Consider the following 17,084-nt stretch of genomic DNA (forward strand, 5'->3'; position numbering starts at 1 on the left):
ACAAAGCATTCACGTTTCTATTGCTGTTGTGTGGTGATTCGAGGACAGCAGATCTTGAAGATTGTTGGCGATCGCATCCAAAGTAATCGGTCATTGAGTGTCGTTCGCTTTGGATGCACCCTCATTCGTTATAGACAACGGCTTTACTGACAACGGCAACACGGTTTGGCCCGACCGACTGTGGGCGGTGTGTTGAAACCATTCTGAATCTAAATCCGGATAACCGACGAGGTCGATTTGCCATCGCCGCGGCATGTAGTTTCCTGCATTGTCCGACCAGCGAATGATGATTCGCTCGGCGACGCCCGTTTCGGTATTGGCCCAAAGGTCGATCTGGACGGGTAAGGGGACGGCTGACGTGTTGTCATCACCCTTGATGATCGTTCCGACAACATGGTGACAAAGCACCGTTAAAGCAGTGTTATTCGTTCTTGTAATCCGTTCGTCATCGGCCAATTCTAGTGAGTAAGATTCACTAAATCGTGTGAGAAGCGTTTGCATGTGAAGGAGTGGTGAGTTCAGGCCTTGCGGCTGCAACACACTGCCAACCATCAATTGATCACCGGTGATGACGGGGCCCATGCGAGGCACGAACCAGCGTGATTGGTCATCGCCGCCCAACCAAAGTTCTCCCCCCGGCAACCAGCCTGGGTGTTGTAAGCAGAATTCCCCATCGCGGCTGATGTAAAGTGTTGCGGCAACATCACGATCGCCAATGACGGGCCAGCGGTTGATCATTTGGACGTGATATTGGCGTGTCGGATAGACGTTTCGCATCGCACGCATCACCGTCGCGTAGGCGGTATTGCCTCCCAGGGAAAATGAGACCGCGATGCCTGCAATTAGCATCACGGCAGCTGCCATGGTCAGTCGCGTTATGTTTCGTCGCGACAACAACCTGGCACCTCTTGAATGGGTCGAGGGCAGTTCGACGGACGGTTCAGATTCGGACCGAATCTTTTGCATTAGTGCTTCGATCCTTCGCTCATCAGCAGCAGGATCCGGTGCTAGCGCTTCCTGCAGCAGCGTGTCGATGTAGCGATTGTCATGATCGGGCAATTCGTTGGGCCTGCGAATCATTGTTGGTCCCTTCGGTCACTGAGCAGCAATTTTTCGATTCATGCAATCGGCAAGCATCGCCTTGCCGCGTGATAACCGCTTCTTGACCGATTCAATGGCCGATCCGATGCGTTTACTTAGCTCACTTGGCTTCAGGTCGTGCAGGAAACGCAATTCGATGCAGGTGCGATAGTGGTCTGGTAAGTCAGATACGCAGTCGCGCAGGACCTGCAGCTTTTCATCGAGGGTGTCACCGCTGAGCATCTGTAATTGCTCGAAGCGAGAGTCGAGCAGCTGAAGCGTTTGCTGGTCGACACAAATGGCCTGCGAAGTTTTGCGTCCATGTGCCAGGATGACATTGGCGGCGATGGCGCGTAACCACGGCGCGAACGGACGGGATCGATCAAAATCATCGATTCGACGCCATGCGACCATCATGGTTTCTTGCCAGATGTCGTCGATTGAAGACGAATCAAATACCGCACTGCGAATGTAAGCCAGCAGGGTACGCGAGTTCTCGCGCACAAGGATCTCGAACAAGTCGTGTGCGTTGGAATGCGGTTCAGGCATATCGATGAAGCGATTTTTCGCAAGGTGGAGGCTGGTTCATAAGCTAGTTTTTCCACGAAGTATTGTGCGATTGGGTCGCGGTCGAGGACACGAAAATCTCAATTTTCGAGGATTCGACTGGGAGGATGGTTTCCAACGGAACCGACTTCGTAGCGGTTTTAGGTTTGGTATCGAATACGCCAATCCATTGGCAACGAGAGCACCCGCCGAAAAAGAAAATTGGCTATCAGGTGTCCTCGATTTCGGTTCCGCGAACAACTAGCTACATCGATAGGGAAATCGCACACCACTTTTCGTCCGCAACAACTTGTCAAAGGCATCCCATGAAGTCATCGAGAATATTGAGCCGAATCCAGCACTTGGTCGTGATCGGTATCACAATTGTTTCCGTCAGCAACGTTGTTTCAAAAAGGGTTTTGGCTCAACAATCCGACGCGTCTCCGGTCGCGTTGCTGTCGCCTCCTGCGATGGACGCGCTCGTTTCCAGTTGTGCGTTTTATCGTGACCCTGTGATCGAACACATTCTGTCGGCCGCTCAAGACCCACAGTCGTTGCACGTGGCTGCCGTCGATGGGGTAAACAGTCAAACTGATGAAAGCCTATTGTTTTTGGCAAAGTACCCAGAATTGCTTCAGCAGCTTGACTCGCAACTGGCGTTGACCGCACGGCTCGGTGTCGCGGCACGTACACAAATCAACGACGTTTGGGATGCGATCGATCGTGTCCGGAAAGCCTACAAAATGGCCGAGGCGACCTACGCCAATCAGCCTGCAACAGTGACGAATGTTGCCGCGGTTCCTGTTCCCACGGCTTATGTCCCGGCGGGTTACATCGCTTACACGGCCACCTTGTGGGCTGATGCGGTGATCGATGAATTGAATGACGAATACAACGTGTACGTTGCTTCGCAAACGGCAACCGGTCCTGCGGGAACGACAGCGACAACTGGCACCGTCAGTGGGCAGGTGCCCCATGGTGACACGACCGTCGCAGGCGTCGCCGGGGCGGGAGCCGTGACTGGTCCTGCGGGCAACACCGTCTATGGAGTTGGCGGTGCGGCCGGTTCGGTAACCAATACCGGTTCGGGGTACAACACAAGTTCTGTCGCTGGAGGCGCGGTCTACAATCCCGCGACCGGCAACTACGCCGGCGCCGTTCGGAGCGGCGACGCATCGACATCGCAAAATGCGGATGGGACAACAAGCTTCGACCGATCAGCAACGACTCAAACTGTCAGCAGTTACGGCAGTTCGACAATCACACACGAAGGAGCCGGAACCGCAGGTGGGATTGGCAATAGCAGCTACAACGGGTCCAGCTCGATCGATTCGACGCACGGTAACGCGAGCATTGAAACGAGTGCAGGGAACGGGCAAGTCACATCAACGGTGACGACCGACAACGGTAGCCACTCCGTCACTGCTGGCGACGGACAGTTCGGCAGTCAATCGCAGAGTACTGCACGTGAGAGCCAATCGGCATCGAGTGCTCAACGGTCTTTCGCTCGCAACAGCGGACAAGCTGGAAATTTCAACGAGGCATTGGCCGGGCAAGGCCTTAGTGCCCGATCGAATACTCTGAAGCATGAAGGAAACGCTAGTAGCCGGTTCGGTCGCTCGGCAGGTGCATCACGAGCAAGCTCGGTGACCGGAGCTGATACGAGACAAGATTTCAGTCGTGGAAGCGGCAACTTCTCATCATCCTTGGGTGTCCAGAATGGTATCCAGACCCAAAGTCGAGGGACCAGTTTGGGCGGCAGCCGAGGAGGGGCGCGATCAGGTCGAGGCGGACGTCGCTAAGCGATCAAGTCTTGATATCAGATGAGCATACCCGTTTGCGATCCAGGCGGGTGTGGTGCAGAGGAGGGGCAGTGGAAGACGGGCAATCGTGATGCTCCCGCAGAGATATTCGTACGGTACCCATCAGGCTGCATAGTGATGCTTCCGCTACGTAATGCGTTCGGTATCCATCACGCTCCGTCGTGATGTAGGTGTTGGTTTTTGCTTCGGTTGTGGTGGGTTGGCGACGGTGGGTTTGTTCTAGGAACGGTCGGGAGAGCCCCTCATCCCCAGCCCTTCTCCCCGCAAGCGGGGAGAAGGGAGCCAGAGTAAGTTGCGTGGCGATCGCAAGCGGGGCGAAGGGAGCTTGGGGAAGAGATGGCGACCGCACGCGGTGCGAAGGGAGCCTGGGTATGAGATTGCAACCGCCAGCGCAGGTAGGGTGTGGCGATCGCAGGCGGGGCGATGGGAGCCAGGGTAAAAGATGGTGATCGCGTTCGGTATAAACGTCCCGTTTGCGATTTAGTTGGTTTACTTGGTCTCGTCGAACGCAATCGGATAGGGCATCGGTTTTTCCCAGTGGTGGCGGTAGCCGTCGTGGATCCCTGGGCCGTTGACTCGGGCGACTTCAAAGACGGTTGCTCCTCCGCGTGTGGCTTGAAGCTCATATCCGGTGAGTCGCGATATGCCGCATCGGAAACTTAGGCTGCCATTTTGGCGAATGACTTCGACGATCACGATCGCTTCCGGGTTGGTCCCTTGCGCAAACCCAAAGATCGCGCCATCGATCACCCCCGCTGATTCAGACGAGTACCGATACAGCGGGCGCGGCATGAGTCTGAGTTGATAAAGCTCGCCTTCGTCTTCTCCCCAGCGATCGGTGATCGTGAATTCTTCGGCAAGCTTTCGCATCTCGATAAGACGCCCTGTCGCAGGAAGTTTTAAGCGGGGAGTCTCGTTGACAGCGATCTCTTTAAAATCGGGCTGTTGTGGCATCCATGTTGACCGATTGGGATGCGTCAGTACCAGGTTCGGAGCAAGGACAACGGTCGATTCGACGTAGTGTTTCTTTCTGTCGTTGATGTGGCATTTCGAGATCGCTGCGGGCCGGTCGTCGATCGTCCACAAAAAGACACCACCATTGGCGCCACTGATCGGGTTCACCCAACGAATGATCGGCTCGGTCCGCAGCGAACAAGAGACGCGGTCCTCTTTGCGAGTCAGCTGGTGAGCTTGCTGACGTTTGACCAGGTATGTGAGGTGCTGATCTGGCTTTGCCGGTTCTTCGGCCGACATTGCGTTTGGCAGAGCAAGCCCGATCATCAATAGCAACGCTGCCGATTGATACATGGTGCATCGACTTCGCATGATCCTAAACGCCTCTTTGGAGTTTCTCTTTAATATAAGACGTTGTGTCTTACTTGCAAGCTTTTGGGCATTCGGCAGGCAAGTAGAAGTTCGCCGCATGACGCCGATACGTTGTATCGGATCGACACATGAAGTTCGCGTGGTCTAGCGACCGAACCAGCTCAGTAGCAACGCGAGGGCGATTGCGATTGAGCTGACGGTAATGGCGGCATCAAACTTTTTGATCTCTAGCGACTTCGCTTTCTTTTGCTCTTTGTCAGCGCCGCTGGGATTCAGTTCGACGCTATTCCGACCATACAGGCCGATGCAGATCGTGAGGCCACCTATGATAAGGGCATGCGAAGGACGCATGAAAAACAATATCGCGAGGCAGCTTAGGAACAACGACAGATTTGGAAGCGGATTGGAATACAGATTCTGGAATGTCTTTGTCAGGTCATCCAATTCCGAGGGACCTTGTTTAACCCGTGGTGGCGGTTTGGGGCGGAAAGCCATCGGGGCTTCGGAGAGGGCACGACACGCGGGACACTGGATGACACGGCCCGATGCATAGTCGGGAACTTCCAGTGGTTCATGGCATCGCGGGCATGCAATTCGTATCGCCAAAATCGCTCGTCCTTTAACGGCTTGGTTTAAAGAGGGAGACAAACAACAGAAGACTTAGGATCATCACCATCCAGCCTGCACCGATGCCGTAGGTCACCCATTCTGATTCCCAGTACTGACCGGGATGGGCTTTGCGGAACAGAAAAAAACGAAGGATTCCTCCGACCCCGATTCCCGCGATCATGAGCCAGATCGTTCCGAAGATTACCCAGCTGATCGCAAGGTTGATAAGTCGAAAAAAGGAGGATACGGAGTGTGATAGCGGAGGTGGTTGCTGTGGTGGAGGTCGGCGTCGTGGAGGGACACGGGGAGGCGTCTTTCGTTTTTGCGGACGTACTTCGTCTGCTGAGGTGAGCAAGATTGCTTCTTTGACATTGTTATCGCGAAGTGATCGAGCAAGGATCGGTGCTCCCGGCAGATTGTATTTCATACCGCAATACGGGCACTTGAACTTCGTGCGTCGCTCGTTCGCGGTTAGCACTCCGCCGCATTTGCCACAAATATCTGCTTCCATACCGGTCAAAGGAACTTTCTGATTTAGCTAAAGAGGTGGTGAAGGTGCACTGCGGGTGTTTGATTTTCAGCGGCACAGTTTAGCACGACTTATCAAGCCGTCCGCCGCCACACAAAAGATAATTCGCATCGCTGGTGGCAAGCGTCACTTTTTACTATCGGCAGCAAATGTCCGCCAATCGGGCGGAAAAAGATACGAAGTCTTGATGACAAAGCTTCACGTATCGACGCAGATGCACTCGCCAGTGACCGGTATGAATGGCGAATGTGGAAAGCCAGGCGATGCGGTAGGTCAAATTCGCAAATGTTACGATTGCGTTTCTACGCGAGTTCCGCGAGTTCTAGGAGTTCTAGGAGTTTCGCCGATTCTTATCACCTCGGTGACATTTCGCGGCAGTGAAGATCGTCTGATTTCAGATCTGCGAATACAGAGCTTTGCGACTTTCACTAGGCATCAATCCGATACCCGTCATCGGGGTTTATTCGGGGTGGAGTAATCTTTCCACGGTCGAAAGCAATACCTTCGAGCTGATTGGTTTAGTTAAGTATTCGTCAAAGCCGAGTGAGATCAATTTGCGCCGAGTGCCCTTCATCGCGTCTGCCGTCAACGCGATCACCGGCAGTTCCAAATCGCGATTGCGAATTTCTTCGATCGCTTGCATCCCGTTCAGAATTGGCATTTGGATATCCATCAAGACCAAGTTGAACGGTTGACCCGTTTGGTGAGACTCAATGACTTTGTCGACGGCTTGTCGGCCGTTTTCCGCTGTTTCGATCAAGCAGCCTGCTTTGCTTAGAAAGTGTTGTGCGATGTAGCGAATGTCGCGACGGTCATCGGCAATGAGGATTCGGGATCCGGCGATGGAGCGGTCGTCGGATGATTGGTGTTGCGGCAACGGATCCGTTTCGCGGCGTTCACCCAGTTTCAGATCTTTAAGCTCCGTGGCCGGGTCGACCGGCAGGGTGACTCGAAAGCTACTGCCTTCGCCTTCTCGGGACTCGACTTCGATCGTTCCGGAAAGGGCTTTTGCCAGTCTTTGGCAGATGCTTAATCCCAGTCCTGTGCCACCGAATCGTTGGTGAATCGTTTGGCTGGCTTGGGTGAAGGGTTCGAAGAGGCGATCAACCTGTTCTTGTGACATGCCAATGCCATCGTCGGAGACTTCGAATTCCATCCATTGACCGTCGTCTCGCTGGTGGTGCCGAACAACAACCTTGGCATGTCCACCGGCAGCAAACTTGATCGAGTTGCTGGTCAGGTTGATCAGGATTTGGCGAAGGCGAGCCGGGTCTGTGTTGAGTGATTCTGGTAGTGGGTTTTCCAGTTCAACTTTCAATTCGGTTTCAAACTCGATGGCTCGCATTTGCATCGTCTGTTCGATATCGGTCAAGAACTCATCAAGACGAATGACCATCGGGTCGGTGGAGAACTTTCCAGATTCGATTCGTGAAAGGTCGAGCACGTCGTTGAGCAAGCGAAGGAGGTATTCGCCATTTCGTTTGATCGTCGCAAGCTTATCGCGGACTTCTTCGTTTTCAATTTCCTCGTCAACGATCTGCGTGAAGCCGAGAATCGCGGATAGAGGCGTTCTTAATTCGTGGGACATGTTGGCAAGGAAACGCGATTTCGCAGCGTTGGCCGCATCGGCTTCACGTTGCATATGACGAAGTCGGCGTTCTTCTTCGCGACGTTTGGTGATGTCAACGAAGGTAACGACGGCGCCAATCGAGATGCCCTTTTCGATAAGAGGGTGAATCCAGTACTCGACCGGGAATGAGGTTCCGTCGGCACGCCAAAAGACCTGATCTGAATCGGCATGATCCGATTCAGACTGCCGCAGCGCCCGATGCATCATGCTGTCTTCGCGATTGATCGTATCACCCTCGATCGACGTATGATGGATCGCATCGTGGATGTCCTTTCCGATCAATTCTTCTGCATCCGAATATCCGAGCATCCGCACACAGGTTTGGTTGCAGAACGTACAGGTTCCTTGCTGATCCATACCGAAGATTCCTTCGGCGGTGGAGTTGAGCAACAGGCGAGTCATTCGTTCGTTGCGTTCGAGTGCCAAGCTGGCTTCGATTCGTTCGGTGACATCCGTTTGGATGCCAACATAGGCAATCGTCTCGCCAGCGTTGTCTTTTACTGGAGTGATATGCAGGTCATTCCAGAACGGCTCGCCATTTTTTCGGTGGTTGCGGATGGTGGTTCGGCAAGACTGGTGATTTTTGATCGAAGTTCGCAGCTTTTGAACGTCATCGGGATCGGTTTCGGCGCCTTGCATCAGGCGGCAGTTGCGTCCCAGAATCTCGTCAACGGAATAGCCGGTAATTTTTTCGAAGCCGGTATTTGCGAAAGTGATGGGGTTGTCATCTTTGGTCGGATCCGAGATCACCACACCTGTTTCAACAGTTTCGATGGCCTGTTCGAGTAGTCGACGTCGTGATTCGGCTTGTTTTCTTTCCGTGATGTCTCGGATTGCGGCAAACAGAAATCCTTTTTCTCGCAGCGTCACATAGGTCAGGGCAATTTCGACCGGGACGATTGAGTCCTCTATTGTTTGGAGGGTTGTTTCGTAGATCAGTCCGCCTTTGTTACGTGCTTCGCTGAAGGCCTCGCCGAATCCGATCTGGTCCAGTTGGTTGTCAATTTTCAGAATTGATGAATGGACCGTGTCCTCAACAGTGGTGTTTAACAGCTTCGCGAGTTGCTCATTCGCATAGGTGATTTGGCCTTGTTCGTCGATCAACGCTTGTGCGTCAATGCTCGCATCCGCCATGAACTTGAATTGTTCAAGGTCGGCTTCGGTTTCCTTGCGTGAGCTGATGTCGACAAGTGAGATTACAACACCGTCGACTTCTGATCCCGTCCAATACGGAATCGCGCGAGTAAAGTAGACCTTGTCAGCGATCGTGACTTCCCATTCGATCTCGCGTCGCTCATCGAGTACCGTATTCACTTGCTGAATGAACGTGTCGTCTGCGACTCGGGCGAGGAAATTTTCGATCTTTCGCCCGATGTCTTGGCTTTCCAGATAAAGCAGTTTTCCGAATGCAGGGGTGTATCTGCGGATTTGCAATTCTCGGTCAAGAAACAGCACCCCGACATGCGTTGTGGCCAGAAGGTTTTGCATGTCCGTGTTGGATTCATCAAGCTCTTTGACTCGCTTTTGATGTTCCGCGTTGACGGTATAGAGTTCCTCGTTGACGCTATGCAGTTCTTCGTTGGTGCTGGTTAATTCCTCGTTGGCTGCGACCATTTCTTCATTGGTCGCTTGGAGCTCTTCGTTCGACGTTTCAAGTTCTTCGATCGTCGCTTGCAAGTTTTGCTGGGTGTAGGACAGGTCCTGTTCGAGCGTTTCGATTCTGGCAGCGGCGACCGTTCCGATATCAACGTTGTGGTACTCGGCTTCGGTGTAGGACGTTGCCGCCGCCTGCATGTCTTCGAATTGGACGAGTAAATAGAGCCGTCCGTTCGATTCCAGCTTAATCGGTTCGACGATTAGACGAACTTCGCGAGAGGGATCTGAAGGATGGGGCAGACCGCTGTAACGCACCGGTTCGCCACCACGCAAGGTGTGCTGAATTGCGGCGGAGAGCGAATTGCGTGCTGCCGGGTAAATCATTTCCAGAACGTTCGTCGTCGGTCGCCCAATGACGACTTTCAGGAATGGCTCTGATCCGGCAAATGTATGAAGCACCTGATTGTTTTCGTCGATCAGGATGCTGGGCGGCATGACCTTGCCAAGCAAGGTGTCGTAAAGCGATGGAAGGATGTCATTGCGTGTTTCGACTTGCTGTTCGCTTTGAAAAAACGGACTGACGCCACGTCGCTCGTGGCGACGAGCGATCGGCATGCGAACTTCAGTAGGCAATCGAAGATCGCGCCGCTTGCGATAGATCTTGTGACCTTTTTGCAATGAATCAAATTCATCTGCTAAGTCACCAGGCGATTCGCTCGGGCCAAGAAATAGGATTCCCTGAGTGCAGAGCGCGAAGTGCAGCAGCGATAACGCTTTTCGCTGTGTCGTCGGTTGCAAGTAAATCAGCAAATTGCGACACGTGACCAGATGCATTTGTGTGAATGGCGGGTCGCTGACGACGTTGTGCGGTGCGAAAACGATGTGCCTTCGAAGCTCCGGTGTGACATAGAATCCGTCGCGCCGCTTTCTGAAGTACTTCGCCCTATATCTTTCGGGAAGCGTTTCGATTTTCTTTGCGTCGTAGATCCCTGCGGCAGCGAACTGTAGCGACTCTTGGTGTGCGTCGGTCGCAAAGATTTTGAAGTTCGGTTGTCGGCCAGCTCGCTCGTAGGCTTCGTTTAAAAGGATCGCGATCGAGTAAGCTTCTTCGCCGGAGGCGCAGCCACAAACCCACGCTCTAAATTCGCTGTCTTCGATTTGTTCGATCAGTTTTGGAAAGGCGTGCGTCGTCAGCAATTCGAATGATTCTGTATCGCGAAAGAATCGCGTCACGCCAATGAGAAGATCTTTGTAGAGATCGTTTACCTCGTTCCCATTCTCGCGAAGATAGGTGACGTATTGAGACAAATCGCTGATGTCGAGCATCTCCATGCGACGCTGAATTCGGCGATGAACGGTTCCCGGCTTGTAGCTGGAAAAGTCGATGTCGTGAGCGGTTTGCAGCAGGTGGAAAACATGGTCCAAACCAGAGGTGTCATCTTGGTGCTGAAACTGTTCTCGCAGTTGTTCGACGGGTTCACCATTGGCGACATAACGAACGATGGCGTTGGGGATCGTATCTGGAGGAAGAATCAGGTCGACGCATCCCGTTTCTTGTGCATTCAACGGCATGGAGTCGAATTTGCAAGTCGAGGGGTCTTGGGAGATCACCAGCCCGCCGACTTCTGAGATTTCACGGACTCCTTTTGAGCCGTCGCTTCCTGTTCCGGACATGATCACACCGATCGAGTAGCGACCGATGTCTTGGGCCAGGGATCGAAAGAACAAGTCGATCGGATGGTTGACGATTCGATCACTCGGGCGTTCGGTCAGCAGTAGCTTGCCTTCGGAAACAATCATCTCAGTCTTGGCCGGAATCAAATAAATGTGATTCGGTTCGACAGGCATTCGGTCCTTGACGACCTTGACGGGCAGGTCGGTCATTCGACCCAGAAGCGAATCCATGTGGCTTTCAAAGTCAGGTGACAAATGCTGGATGACCACATAGGAGATCCCCGCATCTGTCGCGGCTGACTTGAAGAAACTTTCGAGTGCCTCCAGGCCACCGGCCGATGCGCCGATCGCCACGATGTGGTGCTGGCATGCGTCGTCAGAATCCTCGCAGTCTTCATCAGTGCTTGAGGACGTGTCAGCAGAACTGGAGCCTGATTCGGACGCTTCATCGGTGCTTGATGACACGTCGATGTGTTCTTTGCTTTCCTGGGTTGCCCCAGCGGAGGTCCGGGAATGATCGTCCGATGTTGCAAAGATAGATTGTTTGGGCATGGCAGCTTTTTTGACGCCTCAATCAGCGTTCTTGCTGAGAAGTCGTGAAGTTCGGTTGAACTGAAGTTGTTGTTGCTGTTGCCATTCCCAGCTGCCATAGATGGGTTGGTGGCATTGATCAGCAAATCAGTTCGGCGAAATTGCGTCAAAGAGATGACGCAAGGGAATGATATTCTAGTAGTTTACCGCCATGACTACTATGCCTTCCCTCCGGTATCCACCGGCATTTGCGGTCAGGGGAATGGGATGATCCGCTTTGGCGCTAGCCACGGTTATTTGATTACAGGCCTATGGAAGACGGCATTGAGCAGCAGAAGAAACCGTCGCTAGCGCGATCACGGCTCAGGGCAGACGAACTGATCCGCTTTGGCGATCGGGAATGTTGACGTCTTATGGACAGCTTCTAGGTACCGACCATCTCGCTTAGCTTTTGCACCGTGCGGAAGTTTCGTGCGGTGGTGGGGACATCGAGATATCGTTCGACTTTTGCGGCTAGCTTGGATCGGCCGATGCCTTCTGGGGCATGCAGGTAAAAGACGGAATCGGTAAGGACGTACTGTTCCGTTTCAGATTTGATCGCATCGATCGCCGGCAGGTCGGCATCGGTTGCCGGCGTTTGCAGAAAGAAAAAATGCAGAGACTTTGGATCGTCGCTGGCGTCGGGAAATGGATTCGCTTCGATTGTTTCCTCGAATTGCTCGCTGCTTAGAAGGATCAGATTTGGGCGAAATCCATGCTCGCTTTCGATCGCCTGCTGGATTTTCTTCGTTAGCGGTCCGCTTGTTTTTGCTTTGCTTTCGAAGACGGCATTGCCGCTTTGGATATAAGTCTGAACGTTTCTTAGCTGAAGCGATTCGAGGTTTTCACGCAGCTTGGCCATCGGAAGAATGTTGTTCCCACCGACATTGATTCCACGAAAGAGTGCGATCCAAGTTTGCATACAGATCTCTTTGGCACACAGGCTATCGCGTCAGGTGCTTCAGCTAGCGTTGAACATTTTCAGGATGGCTTCCGCTGACGGCATCTGAGATATCCGCTAGCGCACGCATGATGCCTCCAAAGACGATATAGAACGCACCGAGTAGCGATAGTGCGAACCAAAAGCCGACTACACCCACGACCGCGATGACGAAGGTTAGGGCAGCGAGCATGATCTCCGAAAGCGAGCCACCTAGGACTGCCATGACGATCCCGAACAACGCTCCACCGATGATGGGGATCGCAACAACGATTGTCGCGATGTTCACAATCCAGCGAAAGAAGACGCCGTAGGTAATCACAAGGCTCGCTGCGGACCGTTCCTGCCGATACGTCGTATGGTTACCGAAGCCGGCGACGGACTGAGCGGCTTGTTGCGAGTTTGAGGCAAAGGACTTGAAGGCGGCAAAGCGACTTGGCGAATCGGCTCCGAAGTCGGTCGAGTACGGGCTGGCTGATTCGGTTGCCGTTTCGACTTGCGGAGTTGGCTGAGGCTCTGGTGCCGCTTGTTGTCCAACTTCGATCTGTGGAATCGCCGCGGCTGTTTGTGGTGCTGGCGGGACAGGCGGTTGGATCACCGCTGCGGTCGGCGCTGGTGGCGGAGCCGGTGCTGATTGAGCGAGCTGCATGCGGACCTGTCCGAACTGGAACCCGCTTTCTTCTCGCCAAACCTTTTCGATCAGGTTCTGTAGTTTTTCACGTCGCGGATGATCGAGATCGATGTAGTCCAAACTGGCGGTCACGATCAAATTCAGTCCGTCGACCTGGATGGATTCGACGAAGTTCTCGATTTTCGAGCCGGAGATTTTGGCCCGCATTTTTGCAGCTAGTTCGTCGCTCACGTTCAACCCTTACTCTATCGCACCATCAACAGAAACCGATGGGCACCAGTATAGTTCCGGCGAACGGTCTCTGGATGGCTAGGCAGCGACGGGCTGATGATTATGCGAGAACCGATTGCTGGCTCTCGAAAGCTAGCGGGACAGCGGCTGAGGTTGCAGGCTAGACTGAGCAGATTGAGGAACGAGGAAGCCGCGCAGCTGTGGCGTTTGTTGGACGGGCGGATCGTTCAAGGTCGATTGAGCTTGGCTGAGATCTTGCTCGTTTGCGGCTTTGCGTTTGTTCTGTTCTGCCAGTTCACGAAGCTGTTCGGGAGGCATCAAATCCATCACCCGGCCAAATTTGTTAGACGTTTTTGATAGCGAATGGTCAACCGAAGTGGCGTGCGACTTTAGGGAGCTAACCGCAGAGGCGAGTTCGCGGATTTCTTCCGGTCTGGCTGAACGTCCGGTTGATGTCATCGTGTCCAGTTTGGCTTGAACGGTAGCAAGCTGCTCGGACAGTTTTGCGACTTCGGCTTCCGCGATGGCGACCTGCTCGCTCGCGTCAACAACGTCTTCGATACCGAATTCGACACCGGCAAAGGAACTGATGCCGGCACGTTCAAGTTGGCTGCGGACAAAACTTGGGACGACGATCAATAACACCATCGCGGCAACAATCATTGCCTCACGAGTCGCGGCGAATAGGTCGCGAAGGTCGCTCCACTTCGATTTTTGTTCGTCACCACTAGCCACGGTGTGTCTCCTTGCTGGGCTAAACCGTCCGTCAATCCGGATTGTTCAATATTGCAAGGTTCCACGTCCAGGTCATTCCGTCGGGGACACATCGGGTGGTTGCGATTGGGAAGCGGGAACCTTCGTCGAAAGGATGTACGCGAGCAGATCCGCAGCTTGGTCTGCAGTCATTCCGGAAAGCAGTTGATCTGGCATCGCGGACTTTTCAGATTGCCGCATCAGTTCGATCTCTTCGATCAGAATCGATTGCTGCTTTCCGGTCGAGTCGACGACTTCGATCTCAGTCGCAGTTTCACGCGTGACGATTCCCACGATCACTTGCCCATCGGTTCCAAGGATCTGCCGCGATCGGTATTTCGGGTCGATCTTTGCCGAAGGTTGCAAAATGCTTACCAAGACTTCCTGTGGTGATTGTTTCACGGCGATGCCGGTCAGGTCTGGTCCGACCGATTTGCCCACTTGGTTGATCTGATGGCAAGATCGGCAGTTGGCTTCGTTGCTTTGTTCGAACAGTACCTTGCCGCGTTCGATGCTGCCCTTGAGGGCGAGCAACGATTCCGCATCGATACTTGGACCCAAACGTTCGATTCGCTGATCTTCTGGCAAGTAGTGCTCGAACAGGTCACGCACCAGCGGTTTCTCGCTGGCCGTCGCGAGCTGGATGATTTGGTCACGCAGTGGTTGATCAAGTTCGCCGAGTCCACAGGCAAGCGACATCGCCAGTGCATTTTGCGGCGAGCGCAAGTTTGCTTGGATCAATTCATTTGGGGAATCAGCTGCGTTTAGTTTCGTTGCGAGTCGCTGCCAGCTTTGATGATGATCTTCAAGGCCTTTCATGGAGGCGATCCAGTCATGGAGCACACGGACGCCATCTAAGTCGATGACGTTTGAACCAAATTGGGGCATATGACCGCGTCCAGATTTCAAGACACGGTATAGCAGCACGCTTCGATAGGGATCGCCCGGACTGATGACACGAGCATCTTCGACATCGAAATTTCCTTGTGCGGGAATTTCGTTAATGAAGTTATTGGCCTTGAGGCTTTTGGTGATGTCAAAGTTGAAGTTCGCCGTTCCGCCGCCTTGAGGTCGGTGGCAAGAAGAACAGTTCAACGAAAGGTACGCGCGAGCTCGATCTTCGATTGGTGCAGACTTGTCGTGTGGCGACGCGATCGGTTCGGGCCAATCAAATTCCGATCGGAAATAACCGAGCTTGAATAACTCGTCAAGTTGATTGGTCTGCACCGAACCTTGATTTGACTGTGAATCGTTGGACGGGTCGAAGGATCGATTCAGTTGAGGCGGCCAGAAGGCTTGCACCGTTCCACCAGCCCAGATGTGACAGAGCAGGCATTCACTACGACTGGCGTGACGCCACGTTTGGGTGCGGTATCCGTCGTCAGTTTCTTGGTCGACGATGCGTAGTTTCGTTTCGGTGGCGACATCGTCTTGCAGGAAAGCATCCGATTGAGATTCGTCCCAGACATAGTTGTAAGCACGCCATTCCTCATCCGGCAGATGCAAGATCTGTGTTTCGAGATGTGTGAGTGTCGATTTGTCGTTTGGGTCTTTGTAATAGCTGACCGTTTTTGCGACGACGGTGTCGGTCGGGAATTCGAACCTTCCCGAAACGATCGGACGCTGCCAGTCGTCACGGTCGTAAAGCCCCAACTGCTTGTCTTCGGGGATGGCAATCCATTGGCGAGAGACGGTTCCGTCGGCCCAGTGGTGAGCATTGATTTGATATTCAACCACACCGGGAGACGGCTGCTGACTGACAGCATCCGCAAAGATTCCGGTTTGGCTTAATCGTTTTGGGAAGGACTGCTGAGTATCCTCGGCGTCATTGCGATCGATCGCCATGATGGTTCCGTCAAAACCGACGATCAGGACTTCACCGGTGGGATCCAAACCGAAGCAAACGATTTGCAGCGATGTGTCGACAAGTTCTTTTTGCCAGTCGACTTGATCCCCATCTGATTTTAAGGCCCAGACCTTACCGGTCATCCAGTCCCCGTAGATGAAGGCACCCTCTAGTTCAGGGATGCGGTCGCTTTGCCAGTAATGGCCACCGGTAATGGAACGCGAATCCAGGTGGGTGTGTTCAAACAGCGGAGGCGTGATCGGTATCAGGGGATCGCGTCCCTGTTTGACGATTTGGCTGCCCTCCATGATGCTCCAACCATGGTTTCGACCACGATCCACACGATGGATCATCTCGCGCATTTCCCAGCCGACATCGGCCGCCAGTAGGTCTCCATTGTTCGGATTGAAAGCGATCTTCCAGGGATTGCGCAGTCCATACGACCAAATTTCACCGCGGGCGTTCGGGTGATCGACAAACGGATTGTCGTGTGGGATTCGATACGTCACATCACCTTCGGGCAGGTCGACATCGATCCGCAGAATCGAAGCCTCTAGATCGGTGAGATCCTGCCCCGTTTCATCGGCATCGGGTGGATAAGGGGCTTGGGTATCACCGACGGAGACGTAGAGCATTCCGTCGGGCCCAAATTGCATCGATCCACCGGTGTGTCCGGTCGGTTGCCACTGGACAAGCAGCTGCCGACTGTTGGGATCAATGGTCGGAACGGATGGGTCGGTGACTTTAAAACGGACGAGCCTTGTGCTTGGGGTGTCACCGCCGTTGTAGGTGTAGGTCACAAAGCACCATGGGTATTTCTTCAAGTCATGGTGGAACAGCGTCGCCAGTGTTTGACTGACACGTTGTGGATGGCAATCGCTTAAGTCGAGCACGTTTTGAAGCGAATCGGTCTCGGGATCATTTGCAAATGAAACGATCGGTCCGTGCTGCTGTGTCGCGATCCAACGCCGTGCGTCGGGCAGCCAGACGAGGTCCGTCGGATTGTTCAGTTTGATTTCGGCAAATGTCCGCGTTGCCTTAAACGGCAATGGCGGGTCTGGCGTACCGTGAACTTTTGATGTCAGCCAAGGTGTGGCTCGCTTTGGTAGGTCATCTGCGGCGGCGAGCGGTTTCAGCAGGCTGCCGAACGTGGATAAGAAGACAACGACGGCAAAGATCAAACGCAACAACGCGATAGGCATCGTTATATGGCTCCCGGCACAGCGAAGATGACAACCGGGACAGTTTAGCAGAAACGCTGTTGGAGCCGTCTTATTGTTTTACGCGATGTTGCCGACTT

At 53.5% G+C, this 17,084-nt stretch carries 11 protein-coding genes; 1 reads left to right on the forward strand and 10 read right to left on the reverse strand.

Features of this window, described 5'->3' with window-relative positions; translation table 11 throughout:
- Positions 1–90: 90 nt before the first annotated feature.
- Both LOC67_RS00915 and LOC67_RS00920 read right to left on the reverse strand, forming a co-directional pair.
- Positions 91–1,080, reverse strand: coding sequence for a hypothetical protein (locus LOC67_RS00915; protein WP_230260503.1), 990 nt, complete (start codon positions 1,078–1,080; stop codon positions 91–93).
- A 15-nt stretch (positions 1,081–1,095) separates the two neighbouring features.
- Complete coding sequence (locus LOC67_RS00920) at positions 1,096–1,629, reverse strand: RNA polymerase sigma factor (protein ID WP_230260504.1); 534 nt, start codon at positions 1,627–1,629, stop codon at positions 1,096–1,098.
- 341 nt (positions 1,630–1,970) lie between these two features.
- Here LOC67_RS00920 and LOC67_RS00925 point away from each other — a divergent pair, with 341 nt between their 5' ends.
- Complete coding sequence (locus LOC67_RS00925) at positions 1,971–3,428, forward strand: DUF3300 domain-containing protein (RefSeq protein ID WP_230260505.1); 1,458 nt, start codon at positions 1,971–1,973, stop codon at positions 3,426–3,428.
- A 510-nt stretch (positions 3,429–3,938) separates the two neighbouring features.
- Here LOC67_RS00925 and LOC67_RS00930 read toward each other — a convergent pair.
- The 8 genes from LOC67_RS00930 to LOC67_RS00965 form a co-directional block, all read right to left on the reverse strand.
- Positions 3,939–4,757 carry a hypothetical protein gene (locus LOC67_RS00930; protein WP_230260506.1) on the reverse strand — a complete coding sequence of 273 codons (819 nt, stop codon included), beginning with the start codon at positions 4,755–4,757 and terminating at the stop codon, positions 3,939–3,941.
- A 162-nt stretch (positions 4,758–4,919) separates the two neighbouring features.
- Positions 4,920–5,270 (reverse strand): hypothetical protein, encoded by a 351-nt coding sequence (locus tag LOC67_RS00935; RefSeq protein ID WP_230260508.1) that lies wholly within the window; start codon positions 5,268–5,270, stop codon positions 4,920–4,922.
- A gap of 124 nt (positions 5,271–5,394) precedes the next feature.
- Positions 5,395–5,811, reverse strand: a complete 417-nt coding sequence (locus LOC67_RS00940; protein WP_230260510.1) for a hypothetical protein — start codon at positions 5,809–5,811, stop codon at positions 5,395–5,397.
- Between the two features lie 562 nt (positions 5,812–6,373).
- A complete protein-coding gene (locus tag LOC67_RS00945) occupies positions 6,374–11,365 on the reverse strand; it encodes a chemotaxis protein CheB (RefSeq protein ID WP_230260512.1) in 4,992 nt (1,663 codons plus the stop codon).
- Positions 11,366–11,768: 403 nt separating this feature from the next.
- Positions 11,769–12,305, reverse strand: coding sequence for a DUF1697 domain-containing protein (locus tag LOC67_RS00950; protein ID WP_230260513.1), 537 nt, complete (start codon positions 12,303–12,305; stop codon positions 11,769–11,771).
- A 43-nt stretch (positions 12,306–12,348) separates the two neighbouring features.
- Positions 12,349–13,185 (reverse strand): hypothetical protein, encoded by an 837-nt coding sequence (locus tag LOC67_RS00955; RefSeq protein ID WP_230260514.1) that lies wholly within the window; start codon positions 13,183–13,185, stop codon positions 12,349–12,351.
- Between the two features lie 132 nt (positions 13,186–13,317).
- The gene (locus LOC67_RS00960) at positions 13,318–13,920 is read right to left on the reverse strand and encodes a hypothetical protein (protein WP_230260515.1); all 603 of its coding nucleotides are present in this window, start codon (positions 13,918–13,920) and stop codon (positions 13,318–13,320) included.
- Between the two features lie 72 nt (positions 13,921–13,992).
- Complete coding sequence (locus tag LOC67_RS00965) at positions 13,993–16,986, reverse strand: PQQ-dependent sugar dehydrogenase (RefSeq protein ID WP_230260516.1); 2,994 nt, start codon at positions 16,984–16,986, stop codon at positions 13,993–13,995.
- Positions 16,987–17,084 lie beyond the last annotated feature (98 nt).

Source organism: Stieleria sp. JC731, from assembly GCF_020966635.1.
Taxonomy (GTDB): Bacteria; Planctomycetota; Planctomycetia; order Pirellulales; family Pirellulaceae; genus Stieleria.

Excerpts from the sequence above, each read along its gene's own strand:
- LOC67_RS00915 (WP_230260503.1), bottom strand. The coding sequence starts at position 1,080 with ATGATTCGCAGGCCCAACGAATTGCCCGATCATGACAATCGCTACATC.
- LOC67_RS00920 (WP_230260504.1), bottom strand. The coding sequence starts at position 1,629 with ATGCCTGAACCGCATTCCAACGCACACGACTTGTTCGAGATCCTTGTG.
- LOC67_RS00930 (WP_230260506.1), bottom strand. The coding sequence starts at position 4,757 with ATGTATCAATCGGCAGCGTTGCTATTGATGATCGGGCTTGCTCTGCCA.
- LOC67_RS00935 (WP_230260508.1), bottom strand. The coding sequence starts at position 5,270 with ATGGCTTTCCGCCCCAAACCGCCACCACGGGTTAAACAAGGTCCCTCG.
- LOC67_RS00940 (WP_230260510.1), bottom strand. The coding sequence starts at position 5,811 with ATGAAATACAATCTGCCGGGAGCACCGATCCTTGCTCGATCACTTCGC.
- LOC67_RS00945 (WP_230260512.1), bottom strand. The coding sequence starts at position 11,365 with ATGCCCAAACAATCTATCTTTGCAACATCGGACGATCATTCCCGGACC.
- LOC67_RS00950 (WP_230260513.1), bottom strand. The coding sequence starts at position 12,305 with ATGCAAACTTGGATCGCACTCTTTCGTGGAATCAATGTCGGTGGGAAC.
- LOC67_RS00965 (WP_230260516.1), bottom strand. The coding sequence starts at position 16,986 with ATGCCTATCGCGTTGTTGCGTTTGATCTTTGCCGTCGTTGTCTTCTTA.